Genomic DNA, 16001 nt, shown 5'->3' with positions numbered 1-16001 from the left:
AGCGCTTTTCGGCCAGTGCGCACAACGTATGGAGCTCGTGCAGTAAAGTCTCTCGCATCTATGCAACGCACGTCGAACGAGAGGCCCAAATGCTCCAGGAGCACATCAGGAACATCGCAATCATCGCCCACGTAGACCACGGCAAGACGACCCTGGTCGACCAGCTGCTCAAGGCAACCGACGCCTTCCGCGAGAACCAGCAGGTCGAGGAGCGCATCCTTGACTCCAACGACCAGGAGCGCGAGCGCGGCATCACCATCCTGGCAAAGAACATCTCGATCGACTACAAGGGCGTCAAGATCAACGTGATAGACACCCCCGGCCACGCCGACTTTGGCGGCGAGGTCGAGCGCGTGCTCAGGATGGCCGACGGAGCGGTGCTTTTGGTGGACGCTGCCGAGGGTCCCATGCCCCAGACCCGCTTCGTCCTGCGCCACGCCATCGACGCAGGTCTCAAGATCATGGTCTGCGTGAACAAGATCGACAAGGACGCTGCCAACCCCGAGCGAGCCCTCAATGCCTGCCTCGACCTGATGATGGACCTCGGGGCCAATGACGACCAGCTCGAGTTCGCCATGGAACACGTCGTGTATGCCTCCGCCGCCAACGGCTTCGCCCGCCTGGACCCCGATGACGGCAACCAAGACATGCTACCCCTGCTCGACATGGTCGTGGACTCCCTTCCCGCTCCAGACGCGGACGTCGAGGGACCCCTCGCGATGCAGTGCGTCACCATCGACCACTCTGAGTACGTCGGTCGCATCGGCATCGGTCGCATCTACTCGGGCACCATCCACGACGGCGACAAGATTCTAGTGGTGAAGAACGACGGCTCCCGTGCCATGAGCCAGGTGAAGCAGCTCTTCACCTTCGACTATCTGGGACGTACCGAGTGCCAGGAGGTCGGCGCCGGGGACATCGCTGCCGTCGTGGGCGTCGACTCGACCGACATCGGAGACGTCTACACCGACCCCGAGAACCCCGTCGAGCTCGACCCCATCGAGATCGACCCCCCGACCCTTGCCATCGTCTTCGAGCCGTCCACCTCGCCCCTCGTCGGCCGCGACGGGGACATCGTGGGTGGTCGTCAGCTGAAGGAGCGCCTCGAGCAGGAACGCGAGAACAACGTGACCATGCGCATCGAGGAGCTTCCCGACAAGACCGGGGTCGAGGTCGCCGGCCGCGGCATCCTGCACCTCTCCGTCCTCATGGAGGACATGAGGCGCGAGGGCTTCGAGTTCCAGGTGGGCCGACCCCGCGTCCTGATCAAGAAGGACGAGGACGGCAACCGCGTCGAGCCCGTCGAGCAGGCCGTCGTCGAGTGTCCTGGCGAGTACGCGGGCAAGGTCATCGAGCTCTTTGGCAACGTCGGGGGCACGATGACCCAGATGGACGCCGGCACCACCCAGACCCACCTCGAGTTCAAGATCCCCACCCGCGGCATCATGGGCCTCAAGAACCGCATCCTCAACGTCACCCACGGCGAGGCGGTGTTCTACCACACCTTCCTCGAATACGGTCCCTATGCGGGAGAGATCGGCGGACGCCAGAACGGTGCCATGATCTCGATGTCGACGGAGAAGGCCGTCGCCTACGCCCTGGGAACCCTCCAGGAGCGAGGGCAGCTCTTCGTGGAGCCTGGCACCGAGTGCTACGAGGGCATGCTGGTGGGCGAGAGGTCCAAGCCCGGTGACATGGTGGTCAACATCGCCCGCACCAAGAGCCTGGGCAACCAGCGCTCCTCCACGGCGGACATCGCCGTCCAGCTCACGCCCCCCAGGACCTTCACCCTGGAGGAGGCCATGGAGTACATCATGGACGACGAGCTCGTCGAGGTGACCCCCAAGAACATCCGCCTGCGCAAGCGCATCCTCAACGAGACCGAGCGTCGCAAGTGGCGCGTGCGTCACGGCATGGTGGACAAGTAGCGCAGGGGCTCATATGCAGCAGGCGCAGACGAGGGGCGCCGCCCAAGGGATCGGGCGGCGCCCCTCGTCACGCGTCAGTTGGTTGCCCTATCGCTTGTCGTCCTCCTCGCGGCTGAACTTAGCCCGCGCATAGCGGCGCACATAGACCTCCGCATCCTCCTGGCCACGTGCCGCGGCGCATGTGTAGACCTCGCGCGCGACCTTGCCCACGGTGGGGCTGAGGTCCACGCCAGCTGGCGAGAGCACGTTGAATCGGAGCGACCACATGCGAAGCCCCACTACCACGAGCACCCCCAGGATGGTCGCCCAGGGTTGGTTGACGTGTGCCACCGAGGTCATGATCCAATAGGCGAAGGAGCCTCCCAGGGCGCAGAGGGCATAGAGGTTGCTCCTCAGGAAGATGCGCGGCGTGTCTCCCAGGGCTATGTCCCTCATCATGCCGCCACCTACTCCCGTGATCGTGCCCATGAGGGTGCAGGCCCAGGGGGTGAGCCCGTAGACGAGGGCCTTGTCCGTGCCCGCCACGACGAAGAGCCCGACCGAGATGATGTCCGTCCAGGCGAGCAGTCGTGGAAAGCGGTGGAGCGACCCCGAGAAGAGGAAGCCGATGACTCCCGTGAGGACGGCGGCGGGGATGGCGAGGGTGGAGCGAAGCATGTAGACGTCGCCCACCTGCATTATGGTGTCGCGCACGAGTCCTCCGCCCAGGCCTCCCAGCACGGACAGCGCGAGGTAGCCAACCAGGTCCAGGTCGCGTTCCTTAGCGACGAGCACCCCCGTGAGGGAGCCCACCATCACGGCGGTGAGGTCGAGCCATACAGGGATGCTCGCGGGTGCGTTGCCTGCGGCAGATGAGAAGAACTCAGGAACCATGCGCCCCTCTTTTATGTCGTCGTTGCGGTCAGGCGCCTATGGTAGCGCGTGATGGCGCCCGTGCCTCCTTCCACACGACGGGACGTCCCCTTGGCCTCGCAGATGGAGAAAAATTGGCTGTCGCGCTGCCCGGGGAAGTAAGGTATACTTGCGCGTGCGGTTTCAGGGAGAGTTGTCCGAGTGGCCGAAGGAGCACGATTGGAAATCGTGTATACGCCTAAAGCGTATCCTGGGTTCAAATCCCAGACTCTCCGCCAGAACTTCCAGCGGCGCCTCCGGGCGCCGCTTTCACACCCTTCGGAGGGGTGGCAGAGTGGTTGAATGCGGCGGTCTCGAAAACCGTTTAGCCCCTCGGGGCTACGAGGGTTCGAATCCCTCCTCCTCCGCCAGAACTTGCAGACCCGCCCTTGGTGGCGGGTCTTTTTTGTGCCTTCATGGCGGCTTCGGCTGTCGGAAACGTGCGTATATCCTATATATTCAGCAATAGGTGGCCCTGACAGACCCCAGGCGCGACCTTCTGCGGACGCCTTTGCGATGGGAGGGCCTCATGGCACACGACAGCGCTTCATATTGGTCCAGGGCATGGGGGCTGCTCACGCGCGACAAGGGCTGGGCTAAGGTCCTGCTGGTCATGGGCGTGGCAGGCTTCGTCCCCATCGTGGGGATGCTTGGAACCTCTGGCTACGGACTCGAATGGGCCCGGCTCACCGCCTGGGGTGTCGACTCGGCTCCAAAGCAGAAGGACGTGAGGGTGGGGGAGTGCATCTCCAGCGGATGGAGGGGCTTCGTCTCCGCTCTCGGTCTCGTCTGCCTTTGGGCAGCCCTGAGGATGCTCTTTGCCCAGTCGTTCGTGGAACATCCCTTCGGTCTCATCCTCTTGGTGCTCGACCTGGCCGTCGGCGTCATCTGTTCGCTCTGTGCCCTGAGGGCGGCCATCTATCAGGACTTCAAGGCTGGTTATCAGGTTAACCGCATCATCGACATGATTCGCAGGGACCCCGTCGGGCTGGGAAGGATCATCCTCGCCGTCTTCCTCATGGACGTCGTCATTTGGTTCGTGGTCGCTTTCTTCGCCGTGATAATGGCGGTCGCGTTTGCCTTTTCGGCCCTCTCCGTGTTCGGGGCCACGGAAGGCGTGGACGTCCCTCTGGATGTCATGCTCAGATACCAGACCTTCTCGGGGCTTTTCTTCCCCACCATCATAGTCATGGTCTACCTGGTGCTCGTTGCGTACAGCTTCGTCAACCTCATGGAATACAACATGCTCGCGCTCTGGCTTCGTCAGTTCGACGTCCCCTCCTGGGGGTCCAGCTCTGACCCGCTTCCTGATGTCCCTGTGCCGCCTGCTGTGCCCGTTGTGTCCCCCGCGGTGCCAGGGGACCTCGCCATCGAGCCCACGGCTTCTACCGATGCGCCATCGCCCGAGGGCGTTTCGGGTACTGGCGCCTGCGCCCTCGCGTCTGCCGCCTCGTCAGATTTCATGCCAGGGGATGAGGCCTCCCCGGTCCCGGGCGATTCAAGTTCGACGCCGGCGCCCGCGGCGGGTGTGACCTCGGAGCTGGAGGTTTCGGGTTCTTCCGTCTCGGATGACAAGGACGGAAGGGAAGGCTCAGAGGAAGATGCTGGCGTGGAGGTCATAGATCTGAGCTCCCCTAGCCCTAGGGGCGATGCGACACAGGACGGCGTCGCTGGCATCAGACTGCAGGGGGACGAGGTCGAGCCAGGCGAATAACGGCAGAAAACACCCCATTCCGTCTGAACGTATGCCCATTTGATGGAGGTGCGCTGACCTTCCAGCGCTTGCTGCCACTCCTCACGACATGGCCTACCTGCGAGTCGGCCCTCTCCTATTGCACACGCGGGCAGTTGGGAGAGGGTCAGCTGCCAGCTGGTCGAGACATCCTTGATGTGGGGAGTGTATGGGAGCCGGAAAGTGTGGGGGAAACACGCAGGCCAGGCCCAAGTCCTGTGTTACGATTCCACACCGAACCTTTCCTGCTCCGGATGCAACCTTCACGTTCCGGAGCCGTTTAGCCCAGAGGAGGTGACCACATGAAGGCTTATGAACTGCTGTACTTTGTCGACCCCGCAGCCACCGAGGAGACTCGCGCTGGCGTCATGAAGCGTATTGACGTCGCTGTTACCGAGGCAGGCGGCACCATCGACAACGTCGAGGATTGGGGCAAGCGCAAGCTCGCCTTTGAGATCGACAACCTCACTGAGGGTGACTACACCCTGATCAACTTCCATGCAGACCCCACCCAGATCGCCGAGCTCGACCGAGTTCTGCGCATCAACGATGCCGTCAAGCGCCACATGGTCGTGCGCCGCAGCGACAGGGACTAGTCATGGAAGCGCAGGCAGCACGCCTGCGAATGAGAGGCAGTGAGCAACGTGAGCATCAACAGGGTGAACATTTCCGGCAACCTCACGCGTGACCCGGAGCTGAGGGCCACCCAGGGAGGGATGCAGATCCTCTCCTTCGGTGTCGCCGTCAACGACCGGCGCCGCAACGCCCAAGGCGAGTGGGAGGACGTTCCCAACTTCATCGATTGCGTCGTGTTCGGCAACCGTGCCGAGCCGCTCAGCCGTTTCCTCTCCAAGGGCTCGAAGGTTGCCATTGAAGGCAAGCTTCGCTGGAGCCAGTGGGAGCGCGACGGCCAGAAGCGCAGCAAGATCGAGGTGGTGGTGGACGAGGTCGAGTTCCTCTCGTCCAGGAACGCCCAGCAGCAGGGTGGATCCCAGGGGTACCAGCCCCAGGGCGGCTATCAGCAGCAGCCTTCCTACCAGCCCCAGGGCGGGTACCAGCAGGTGCAGCCCAGCTATGCCGCCCCTGCTCCGGCCCAGGCACCCGCTCCCGTCCAGCCCCAGGCCCCTCGTCCCGCCGTGCCCAATCCGCCCCAGACGGACGTTTACGACGAGGACATCCCGTTCTAGCTTCACTTAGGGCGGTATCGCCGCCAAAGAAAGGCATTAAGACATGGCTAAGCAAAGGCAAGTCGAACAGCGCCAGCCGCGTCGCAAGTTTTGCCAGTTCTGCAAGGAGGACGTCGAGTTCATCGACTACAAGGACGTCCAGCTCCTTCGCAAGTACATGACCGACCGCGGCAAGATCAAGCCCCGTCGCGTCACTGGCGCCTGCACGCAGCATCAGCACGACATCGCGGTCGCCATCAAGCGCGCCCGCGAGATGGCCCTTCTGCCCTACTCCGTCCCCGTGGTTTCCAGCCGCGGCGGGCGTAACCGCGGCTAACCGGGCCGTCCGAGCAAAGACGACACCACGTGGGCGAGACGAGCCATAGCTTCATCCCTCGGGCAGACAAGGGCCTGTTGGATGCCTCCAACGGGATGCGACCGGGCGTTGGTCCCAACCTGAGGCGGGTTCTTGCGAACCTGCCCTCACAGGGGCTTTCCTGGGCGATTCTGGGAGGGGCGGTCTCTGTACTCAGCACGGTGCTCGCAGCCGCACTCGTGGCCTTCGGGCTCTCTTGTGCTGCAGGGGAGGGAAGGACGAGAAAGGCGTTCCTTGCCTTCCTGGCTGCCCTCGCTGCGGCATCGCTCGCGGCTGCCGCATACGACCCCCCTCGCCTCGTGACCGCCCTGCCCGCACTGGCCAGCGCCTTGGCGCTCGTCCTCCTTGCGGACGAGACGGGCATCACGGCGTCGAGGGCCTGTGTTTTGGTCCTCGTCTCCGCTGCGGTCACACTGGGTTCCAGCGCCGCCGTCGCGGCGTCGCAAGGGACGAGCGTCCCCGCTTCCATGGAGGCCTATGCGGCTTCCATAGTCGCGGCAACGAGTGGCTCGCAGAGCCTGGCGCTTCGGGAAGAGGTCGGACACGCCCTCTTCCTCGTCAGGACCTACTGGCCACTCGCCTACCTGGCGAGCGGTGGCCTCCTCGCGGCCTTCTCGAAGCTCGGGAGGGACGCATGGCTGCGCGGTAGGGGGATAAGGCCTCGGAGGACGCCCCTGGCGAACTTCGACGCTCCCCTCTGGGTCCTGCCGGCCTTTGTGGTCGGCCTCGCCCTGAGTGCGGCCTCCTCGCGGCTGACAGGCCTCCCGGCGGGCATCGGCCTTGCTGGCAGAAACCTCCTCGCCGCTGCGCGGGTGGTCCTCTTCCTGCAGGGTTGCGCCGTCGCCGTGGGCTTCCTCAAGAGGAGGGACGCTGGTGTCGCCACCCAGGCAGTCGCCGTGATGGTGGCCGCCTGGCTCGAACTGTCGTTTGTAATCGTGAGCGCCGTTGGCGCCGTCGACCTCGTTGCTAACTTCCGCGGACTTCCGCGAAGACGCACCAGCGTGGGTTAGGCGCCTGCAGGGCTCAATGCAGGGAGTCGGCCTAGGCCGACCAACAAAAGGAGTTCCCATGAAAGTCATCCTTCTGGATGAGCTCAGGGGCAAGGGCGGAGAGGGCGACATCGTAGAGGTCGCCCAGGGCTATGCGGAGAACTTCCTGTTCCCCAGCAAGATCGCCCAGCCTGCCACCCCTGGCAACATCAAGCAGCTTGAGGAGCGCCGTCACAACATCGAGAAGCGCGAGGAGAAGCGCATCGGCGATGCAGAGGCGACCAAGGCCCAGCTCGACGGCAAGTCCGTCACCGTCGACGCCAAGGTCGGCGAGAACGACCAGCTCTTTGGCTCCGTGACCGGCACCCAGATCGTCGCCGCCATCAAGGAGCAGCTCGGCGTAGAGGTCGATCGCAAGCGCCTCGTGCGCAGCGCCGCGATCAAGACCGCCGGCAGGCACCAGATCGAGATCAACCTCTACCGCGAGATCAACGCCGTCGTGACGGTCCTCGTCGGCGTGACCGAGGAGGCTCCCGTCGAGGAGCCTGCCGAGGCCGAGGAGGAGGTCCAGGTCGAGGAGGCCGGCGAGTAGGACTCGCTGGTCCGCCCAGCACCCACTAGCTGGTGTTATCAACACGAATCGCAGCTAGTGGGCGCAAGCGGAGGCCTTTGGCCACAAAATGAACCACAAGAGGGGTCCCATGGCGGAAGGCCACGGGACCCCTCCTCTTTGTAAACGAAACAAAGAGACAAATCATCTACCTGCAATTATTCATCTATTACGCATGCCTATGTCACAAAGTCGCACATGGTCATGCTGGTTGTCTAATAAGCAGGGTAGGGGCGTGGATGTAGAAAACTCCGTTGGCAAAATAATCCCAATTTTGTCGAAAACTGTGAAAAATGGTGAAAGCCCCGCTAGTGGGGAATAGCTATCAACAATGCCCTGTTGACGGGTCTGTTTGACATATCTGGCCGCGTCTGGATGCGCTACCATGCCCACGCAGCCGACGCTAGGAGAAGCCATGCCCGACGCAACGTACGACGACTATCCCTCGATGCCCCGCGCCGACGTGACGATGCCGCAGGACCGAGCCGCCGAGAAGTCGGTCCTCTCGGCCATGCTGCTCTCGCAGGACGTCCTCCAGGAGTGCCTCGTCGATTTGGACGAACAGGACTTCTACCTCTACTCCCACCGCGCCATCTTCCACGCCATGAACGAGATGTTCGACCGCGCCCAGCCCGTGGACCCCATCTCGATGGCGGATCACCTCAAGAGCGCGGGACAGTTGGACAAGGTGGGTGGCATGGCCTACCTCCTCGAGCTCAACGAGGACTCCCTCTCGCTCGCGAGCTGGCGCCACCATACGGAGATCCTGCACCGGGACTCGACCCTGCGCGCCATCATCGCGGCGTCGGCGAGGATCACCGCCCTTGCCTTCGACGCTCCCGAGGACACCAAGGAGGTCGTGGATACCGCCGAGAACCTTCTTTTGGGCGTGACCAGCAGGGAGATAGGCGACAGCTACTCGGACCTCTCGGAGGTCATGGGCAACCTCTACAACGAGCTGGGGGAAGCCTGTCTCAACCCCGACGGCACCCTGGGCGTCCTCACCGGGTATCCCGGCATAGACCGAAGGCTCCAGGGCCTCCGGGCGGGCCAGATGATCGTCATCGGCGCGCGCCCAGGCGTGGGAAAGACCTCCTTCGCGCTCAACCTGGCAACCAACGCTGCGGCCAACGGCGCCTCGGTCGCCTTCTTCTCGCTCGAGATGAGCAAGGTCGAGATCGCGCAGAGGCTCCTCTCGGCCTATGCGAAGATTCCCCTCTCGGACATCCGCGGCGCCCGCATCAAGGACAACCAGTGGCCCACGATCCTCGAGGCCACGCGCGACCTCTCGCGCCTGGACATCATGATCGATGACACCCCGGGAACCACCGTGACCGAGATTCGTGCCAAGGCCCGCCGCATGCTCAAGGGCAAGGAGAACGGCATCGTGCTGGTGGACTACCTGCAGCTCCTCTCGCCCCCCTCGGGACGCCAGCGCGCCGACTCCCGCGCCACCGAGGTCTCGGAGATGTCGCGCGGCATCAAGATCATGGCCAAGGACCTCGAGTGTCCGGTCGTGGCCCTCTCGCAGCTCAACCGTCAGGTGACCGACCGAAAGGGGCAGCGTCCCCAGCTCTCGGACCTGCGCGAGTCCGGCTCCATCGAGCAGGATGCCGACATCGTCATACTGCTCGACCGCTCCATGACCGAGGAGGAGGCGGAGAGGCCCGACCGCCCCGACTTCAACGTCACGGAGTTCATCATCGCGAAGAACCGCTCGGGACCTCTGGACATCGTGCCGCTCATGTTCCTGCCCGGCTCGACCAAGTTCGTCGAGGTGGACAGGCATCACGAGGGCTAGCGGCAGCGCGGCGGAACATCCTGCGGCCCGTCTCCGTCCCCAGGGCGGTGCGGGCGTCCGCGCCTCGCTGCCGTATAATTGGCCGGTAAGCACGGAAACCCAAGAAGGAGACGCAATGCCTGCATCAGTGCTGGTGGGAACTCAGTGGGGCGACGAGGGCAAGGGCAAGGTGACCGACCTCATCGCGGGTGACTACGACGTGGTCTGCCGCTTTGCTGGTGGCGCAAACGCCGGACACACCGTCATCGCCGGAGGCCACAAGCTGGCCCTGCACCAGGTTCCCTCCGGGGTCATGTACGAGGGCACCTACCCGGTCATAGGCAACGGCTGCATCGTCGACCCCGAGATCCTCCTGGGAGAGATCGACATGCTCGAGGCCCAGGGCATCTCCTGCGACGACCTCAAGATCAGCGGCAACGCCCACATCGTCATGCCCTACCACAAGGACCTCGACGGGGCCCACGAGAAGAGGCTCGGCAAGAACCTCATCGGCACGACGAAGCGCGGCGTCGGACCCACCTACATGGACAAGATGAACCGCACCGGCCTGCGCGTGCAGGACATGCTGGACGAGAAGATCTTCCGCGAGAAGCTCGAGGCCGCACTCGAGTACACCAATCCCATCCTCGAGAAGGTCTACGAGCTGCCCACCTACACCGTGGAACAGATCTGCGAGACCTACCTTTCCTACGCCGAGCGCATCAAGCCCTACATCGTGGAGAGCTCGCTCTTCCTCAACGAGCAGATCGAGGCAGGTAAGAACATCCTCTTCGAGGGCGCCCAGGCCACCATGCTCGACATCGACCATGGCACCTACCCCTTCGTCACCTCCTCGAACTGCACTGCGGGTGGAGCCGTGACGGGCTCTGGCGTTGGTCCCGTCCACATCAAGCGCGTCCTTGGCATCGCCAAGGCGTACCTCACCCGCGTCGGGTCCGGACCCTTCCCGACCGAGCTCTTCGACGAGGTCGGCGACAAGCTGGGCGAAGTTGGTCACGAGTACGGCGTCACCACCGGCCGCAAGCGTCGCTGTGGCTGGTACGACTCCGTCGTCGTCAACTACGCCGCCCGAGTCAACGGCCTCACCGACCTCGCCATCACCAAGCTCGACGTACTGGGCTGCCTGGACCAGATCAAGGTCTGCGTCGCCTACGAGTGCGACGGCAAGCGCTACACCACGGTTCCGGAGCATCAGAGCGTCTTCTACCACGCGAAGCCCATCTACGAGACGCTTCCCGGCTGGAACTGCGACATCTCGGGCGTGCGGGACTTCTACAAGCTCCCTCGCGAGGCAAAGGACTACATCGACTTCCTCGAGCAGCTCGCAGGTGTGCGAGTCTCGATCATCACTGTCGGCCCCGACCGCGACCAGACCATCGACAGGTGCTGGAGGTAGTCCGGCGCGTGACAAGGAACCCCCGCGACAACCGGGCCTTCGCCATAGTCTGCGACAGCCTCTGCGACCTCCCGCTGCCCGTCTTCGAGGCGGCGGGAGTCGTTCCCCTGGCGCAGGTCGTACGAGTCGCCGGCACGGACTACCGAGACTGCGTCGACCTCGACCCCTCTGACTTCTACGTCCAGATCTCGTCCACGCACGGGCAGGTCAACACCTTCGCGCCCTCTCTCGACGAGTACGTGGCCACCTACGATCGACTGGTTGCCGAGGGCTGGAAGGACGTCGTCTCGCTCCATGCCTCCTCGGCGATGAGCGACTCCTTCGCCCTTGCCCAGGAGGCCGCGTCCCGAGTGACTGGCGCAAGGGTCGAGGTGGTCGACTCCTGCGGGACGTCGGGGCAGCTCGCCCTGGTGCTCGCCTGCCTCGTCTCCGCCCGTGACGGGGGCTGTGACACGGACGAGGCCCTCGCCCGCGTGCGCGAGGGCGCCTTGGCGGCGCGCTGCCTCGTCGTGCCCGCGCCCGACGCGCGGCCAACGCTCTCGAAGCTTCGCCCCAAGCCCGGCCTCCTCAGGCGCGCCGACTCCCTGCGCGTCCGCGCGATGGGCGCCCGAAGGCTCTTCGCCATCTCCGACGGGGGAGAGTCGCGCGAGGTCATGCGCGCCACCGACCTCCAGCGCCTGGCGGGCAACATGGCCCGGACCATGAGTTCGTACTCGCAGGTCGTGGGCCCCCTCACCTACGTGGAGATCAGCGCTGGCGTGCCACGGCTCCTGAGCATCATAGAGAAGCCCCTTGACACCAACGAGTTCGTCTCTGACCGCGCGGCGGTGCTCAACACCAATCCCTGCACCACCTGCCAGCTGGGAATCGGTGCGGTCGGGATAGCCTACATGCCTTCCTCGCTCCTTTCGGCGAGAGAGGCGTCCGGAATACTCTGCATGCAGGACTAGTCCTTGGGAGGCAGCACATGAACGTGACCGACGGAAAGCTCGACGTCCTCCTCCTTGGCTCCGGCGGTCGCGAGCATGCGCTCCTGCTGAAGCTCGCCGAGTCCCCACGCGCGGGGAGGATTTGGGTCGCCCCGGGCAATGGCGGGATGGACGAGCTCGCGACGCCCGTGACGCTGGACCAGGACGACCCTGCGGCGGTGGCCTCCCTCGCCACGGACAAGGGCATAGGCCTCGTGGTCATAGGTCCCGAGGCGCCCCTGGTGGCGGGCGTGGCGGATGCCGTGAGGGCGGCCGGGATACCGGTCTTCGGCCCCAGTGGCAGGGCGGCCCGGATGGAGGGGTCGAAGAGGTTCGCGAAGGACGTCATGGCCCGCGCCGGAGTTCCGACGGCGGCCTGGCGCAGCTTCACCGACGAGGCCTCCTGCCTTGCGTACGTGCGGTCGCTTGGCGGACCTTGCGTGGTCAAGGCTGACGGGCTCGCCGCGGGCAAGGGCGTCATCGTCGCCCAGGACGTGGACGAGGCCCTGGACGGCGTGCGCGAGTGCTTCTCCGGCGGCTTTGGCGAGGCGGGTCGGACGGTGGTGGTGGAGGAGCTCCTCCAGGGTCCCGAGTGCTCGCTCCTCGCCCTGACCGACGGCACCACCCTCGTCCCCCTCGCCACCGCCCAGGACCACAAGCGCGCCCTGGACGGGGACAAGGGGCCCAACACGGGCGGCATGGGCGTCTACTCCCCCGTGCCCATCCTCCTTCCCGGCGAGCTGGAGCAGATGACCCAGATGATGCAGGCGACGGTCGACCAGCTGCGCCGCGACGGCATCACCTACAGCGGCTGCCTCTATGGCGGCTTCATGCTCACCGAAGACGGTCCCAAGGTGCTCGAGTACAACGCGCGCTTCGGCGACCCCGAGACCCAGGTGGTTCTGCCTCGCATGAGGGGGGACCTTGTCGAGGCCTTCCTGGCCTGCGACGACGGAACGCTGGACCGCGTGGACATCGGCTGGGGGGACGACTGGGCGGTCTCCGTCGTGCTCACCAGTGCCGGATACCCCGGCAGCTACGAGAGGGGCAAGCCCATCAGTGGCATCGAGGACGCCGAGACCCTGGATGGGGTCACGGTGTACCACGCCGGCACCCGTCGCGACGGCGGCGGCCGCATCGTCACCGACGGCGGCCGCGTCCTGGACGTGACGGCGGTGGCTGGGAGCTTCGAAGACGCCCGCAACCTCGCCTACCAGGCCTGCGACAGGATCTCCTTCGAGGGCAAGACCTATCGTCACGACATCGGAATCAAGGCCATCAAGGGACGAACGAGCCTCTAGGCCAGACTTGAACGGAGTGCACAAGGTGAAAGAGGAAAAGCCCGACACGGAGGTCGCCCCCCAGGACTCCGCCGAGGAAGAACCCAGCTACGAGTCGCGAGCCGAGGCGAGCCAGGGACTCGAGGAAGCCATCGGTGGCATGCGCGACGCGACCCAGGCCTTCGTGTACGACGGGCAGCGTGCCACGACGGGCCACAGCTCCGGGGAGCCGATGCGTCGCGGCCTCGTGCTGGGCGATGACGACCCGCGCGACCGAGACCTCCGCGAGGCAGTGGTGAGCGAGGACACGGTCTGGCAGGGGCGCATCTTCGACGTGTCGAGGCTGCAGGTCAGGCTGCCCGACGGGCGCCAGGCCCTGCGCGACGTGGTGCGTCATCCCGGAGCGGTCGCCATCGTCGCGCTGACCGATGACGGGCGAATCTGTCTGGTCCGCCAGTACCGCACGGCGTTGGGACGCGTTACGGTCGAGGTCCCCGCCGGCAAGCTCGACCCGGGCGAGGACCCCCTGGACTGCGCCGAGCGCGAGCTTCTCGAGGAGACGGGGATGAGGGCGCGCAACATGGCGTTCCTCACCACCATAGCCTCCTCCGACGGCTTCGCCGACGAGCTCATTCACATCTACATGGCGACAGGCCTCAGCTTCGGCGCGTCTGACCCGGACGCCGACGAGTTCATAAACGTTGACCTGGTCGACCTCGGCGAGCTGGTGGACGCCGTCCTGGACGGTCGCATAGAGGACGCGAAGACGGTGGTCGGCGCCCTCATCTGCGACGCGGTGGGGCACCGCCTCGCCATGCAGCCCGAGGACGGCGCGGAGTAGGCGGAGCTTGCCTATACTTAGCTTGACTGGCTCTTTTTGTTGTTGATGCGAGTGGCAGGGAGAATCTCCATGGCAAGGAAACGAGAAGGGGCGCGCATCCAGAAGGGTGCCCTCACGGCCGAGCAAGCCGAGAGGCTCTTTGCCACCGTCGACGAGACGGGCCACACCAACGAGGAGACCGCCGCGCGCCAGAGGCGCCATCGCAAGGAGTTCGGCCACGGGGTGGACGTCGACCCGCTCGCCGGCGCCGACCCCTCCGGCTCCAACGTGGAGAAGGTCATCACGCGTACCGCCGTGACCTTCGTCCTGGTCTTCCTCGTCATCGTCGTGGCGCTGCAGGTCGCCGCAGGCCTCATCCGCCGTGCCAGCACCGCGAACCTCGCGGAGAACGTCAACATCACCACCGTCGCCTCCGCCCTCAAGGGTGGCGTGGAGTGGGGCAACGGCTTCACGCAGTTCCCCGAGAAGTACTCCGTCCAGGAGGCGGACGAGAACACGCATCGTGTCGAGGTGACCGTCACCGACACCTCGTCCGAGGACGCGCTCGAGGCCTTCGCCGGCTCCCAGATCCAGGCCACGGCCTTCTCTGTCAACGCGCTCCTCAACCCCAACATCGACACCGTGGTCTATCGCGTCAACGTGCATGTCGGCGCCAACGGCAAGTTCCAGACCTCCTCGTTCTTCGGCTTCCTGCAACCCACGGGAGAGATCAAGACGCTCATGACCTTCATCTGGACCAAGTCCACCACCGACACGGGGGTGCGCTTCAACTGCACTATCACCGGCGTGGACACGGCGATGCAGGAGGAGCTCAGGAAGAACGTGACGACGAGCTTCACGCCCTCGTCGATTCTGGGCGTCGTCCTGGGCGACGAGGACAAGGGCACGGGTTCCGATTCGGCCAGCGTGGACTCCACCAAGGCGAACCCGGACTCCTCCGAGAAGGGCGATGGCTCGTCCGCCTCGTCATCCACGGGCGACGCGGAGCAGACCAAATCCGCGGCATAGCGGATTCGCACATGCCCGAACGGCCAGGGGGACTGCGGAGCTCGTGCTCCGCAGTCCCCCTTCGCAATGACCAAAGCGCCTCTCGCCTAGCCTTTGAGGAGCGTGCAGACGTCTCCCAGCACGGTCTCGAAGTTGACCCCGCGCATCTCGAAGTCTGGCTGGTAGCGCGTCACCACCATGGCCTTGCGCACGAGCTCGCCTGCGAACTCCGTCGCCTCGAGCAGGGACCTTCCGCACATGACGGCGGCAAGCAGGCTCGAGGCATAGAGGTCTCCCGTGCCGTGGAGCATGTAGGGCAACAGCTCGGCCTTGACCTCGCATACGTCGAGGTCGCCCCCACAGACGTAGTTTCGGATGAGCCCGTCCCCGCGGATGACCCCCTTGAGGACGACGGCCTTGGCGCCCATGCCCACGAGCGCCTCGAGGTTCTGCCTCACGAAGTCGTCGGAAACGTCGTGCCCCTGGTAGGGGATGCCGGTGAGGATGGAGGCCTCGGTGAGGTTGGGGGTGAGGAGGTCCGCCCCGTCGACGAGGGCGCCCATGGCCTCGCACATCTCGTCGGTGTAGGTGGGGTACTTGGCACCCTCGTCACCCATGACCGGGTCGACGACGCGCAAGGCGCGCGGGTGCTCGCGATAGAGGCGCTGGATGGCGCCCACCTGTCCGGCGGAACCCAGGAAGCCGGAGTACACGGCGTCGAGCTCGACGCCCTCCTGCACCCAGGCGTCGAGGTAGGGCTCAAGCATGTCGGTGGTGTCGTGCATGTGGAAGACGGGGAATTTGGTGTTTGCCGAGAAGAGCGAGGTGGGGACAGGACACACGTCGCATCCGGCGGCAGAGAGCACGGGGATGGCCACTGCCAGGGAGCACTTCCCGTAGCCGCAGAGGTCATGGACGGCCGCCACGCGCGGTATGTAGTGCCCCTCGCGCCGGTACAGCCTGATTTCGTTTGCGTTGGTCATGGTGGTTCCTCTCACATGGACTGATGGACCGATGCTGCAGGACACGATAGACC

15 protein-coding genes and 2 tRNA genes are annotated in these 16001 nt (G+C 65.0%); 15 read left to right on the top strand and 2 right to left on the bottom strand.

Annotated features, from left to right (window positions below):
* The first annotated feature begins 89 nt into the window (after positions 1-89).
* Positions 90-1928, top strand: coding sequence for a translational GTPase TypA (gene typA, locus HMPREF1008_RS02490; RefSeq protein ID WP_009278272.1), 1839 nt, complete (start codon positions 90-92; stop codon positions 1926-1928).
* Between the two features lie 87 nt (positions 1929-2015).
* On the opposite strand, the gene HMPREF1008_RS02485 is transcribed toward typA, so the two are convergent.
* Positions 2016-2801: a trimeric intracellular cation channel family protein gene (locus HMPREF1008_RS02485; protein WP_009278271.1), complete on the bottom strand. Its 786-nt coding sequence runs from the start codon at positions 2799-2801 to the stop codon at positions 2016-2018.
* A 166-nt stretch (positions 2802-2967) separates the two neighbouring features.
* Here HMPREF1008_RS02485 and HMPREF1008_RS02480 point away from each other — a divergent pair.
* From HMPREF1008_RS02480 to HMPREF1008_RS02405, 14 genes are all read left to right on the top strand, one after another.
* Positions 2968-3058, top strand: a tRNA-Ser gene (locus HMPREF1008_RS02480).
* Between the two features lie 42 nt (positions 3059-3100).
* A tRNA-Ser gene (locus HMPREF1008_RS02475) sits at positions 3101-3190 on the top strand.
* Between the two features lie 158 nt (positions 3191-3348).
* Entirely contained in the window at positions 3349-4533 is a 1185-nt protein-coding gene (locus tag HMPREF1008_RS09780; RefSeq protein ID WP_009278270.1) for a DUF4013 domain-containing protein, read from the top strand.
* A gap of 320 nt (positions 4534-4853) precedes the next feature.
* The gene (gene rpsF / locus HMPREF1008_RS02455; RefSeq protein WP_009278269.1) at positions 4854-5147 is read left to right on the top strand and encodes a 30S ribosomal protein S6; all 294 of its coding nucleotides are present in this window, start codon (positions 4854-4856) and stop codon (positions 5145-5147) included.
* A 48-nt stretch (positions 5148-5195) separates the two neighbouring features.
* Positions 5196-5738 carry a single-stranded DNA-binding protein gene (locus HMPREF1008_RS02450; protein WP_040656883.1) on the top strand — a complete coding sequence of 181 codons (543 nt, stop codon included), beginning with the start codon at positions 5196-5198 and terminating at the stop codon, positions 5736-5738.
* Between the two features lie 43 nt (positions 5739-5781).
* On the top strand, positions 5782-6054 hold the full coding sequence (rpsR, locus tag HMPREF1008_RS02445; protein ID WP_009278267.1) for a 30S ribosomal protein S18: 273 nt from the start codon (positions 5782-5784) through the stop codon (positions 6052-6054).
* A 29-nt stretch (positions 6055-6083) separates the two neighbouring features.
* The gene (locus HMPREF1008_RS02440) at positions 6084-7103 is read left to right on the top strand and encodes a hypothetical protein (protein ID WP_040656700.1); all 1020 of its coding nucleotides are present in this window, start codon (positions 6084-6086) and stop codon (positions 7101-7103) included.
* Positions 7104-7161: 58 nt separating this feature from the next.
* Positions 7162-7674 (top strand): 50S ribosomal protein L9, encoded by a 513-nt coding sequence (gene rplI / locus HMPREF1008_RS02435; protein ID WP_009278265.1) that lies wholly within the window; start codon positions 7162-7164, stop codon positions 7672-7674.
* Between the two features lie 433 nt (positions 7675-8107).
* Positions 8108-9493 (top strand): replicative DNA helicase, encoded by a 1386-nt coding sequence (gene dnaB, locus HMPREF1008_RS02430; protein ID WP_009278264.1) that lies wholly within the window; start codon positions 8108-8110, stop codon positions 9491-9493.
* Between the two features lie 115 nt (positions 9494-9608).
* On the top strand, positions 9609-10889 hold the full coding sequence (locus HMPREF1008_RS02425; protein WP_009278263.1) for an adenylosuccinate synthase: 1281 nt from the start codon (positions 9609-9611) through the stop codon (positions 10887-10889).
* 8 nt (positions 10890-10897) lie between these two features.
* Entirely contained in the window at positions 10898-11839 is a 942-nt protein-coding gene (locus tag HMPREF1008_RS02420) for a DegV family protein (protein WP_009278262.1), read from the top strand.
* A gap of 17 nt (positions 11840-11856) precedes the next feature.
* A complete protein-coding gene (purD, locus tag HMPREF1008_RS02415) occupies positions 11857-13158 on the top strand; it encodes a phosphoribosylamine--glycine ligase (protein WP_009278261.1) in 1302 nt (433 codons plus the stop codon).
* 139 nt (positions 13159-13297) lie between these two features.
* The gene (locus HMPREF1008_RS02410) at positions 13298-13978 is read left to right on the top strand and encodes an NUDIX hydrolase (RefSeq protein ID WP_083823530.1); all 681 of its coding nucleotides are present in this window, start codon (positions 13298-13300) and stop codon (positions 13976-13978) included.
* A gap of 69 nt (positions 13979-14047) precedes the next feature.
* Positions 14048-14986 carry a hypothetical protein gene (locus tag HMPREF1008_RS02405; RefSeq protein ID WP_009278259.1) on the top strand — a complete coding sequence of 313 codons (939 nt, stop codon included), beginning with the start codon at positions 14048-14050 and terminating at the stop codon, positions 14984-14986.
* A gap of 86 nt (positions 14987-15072) precedes the next feature.
* On the opposite strand, the gene HMPREF1008_RS02400 is transcribed toward HMPREF1008_RS02405, so the two are convergent.
* Positions 15073-15948 (bottom strand): bifunctional hydroxymethylpyrimidine kinase/phosphomethylpyrimidine kinase, encoded by an 876-nt coding sequence (locus tag HMPREF1008_RS02400; RefSeq protein WP_009278258.1) that lies wholly within the window; start codon positions 15946-15948, stop codon positions 15073-15075.
* Between the last annotated feature and the right edge of the window lie 53 nt (positions 15949-16001).

Origin of the sequence: Olsenella sp. oral taxon 809 str. F0356, assembly GCF_000233535.1 — a bacterium.
Classification (GTDB): domain Bacteria; phylum Actinomycetota; class Coriobacteriia; order Coriobacteriales; family Atopobiaceae; genus Olsenella_I; species Olsenella_I phocaeensis.
Note: the sequence above shows the minus strand (reverse complement) of the source record. Positions and strands in the feature narration are given on the sequence as shown.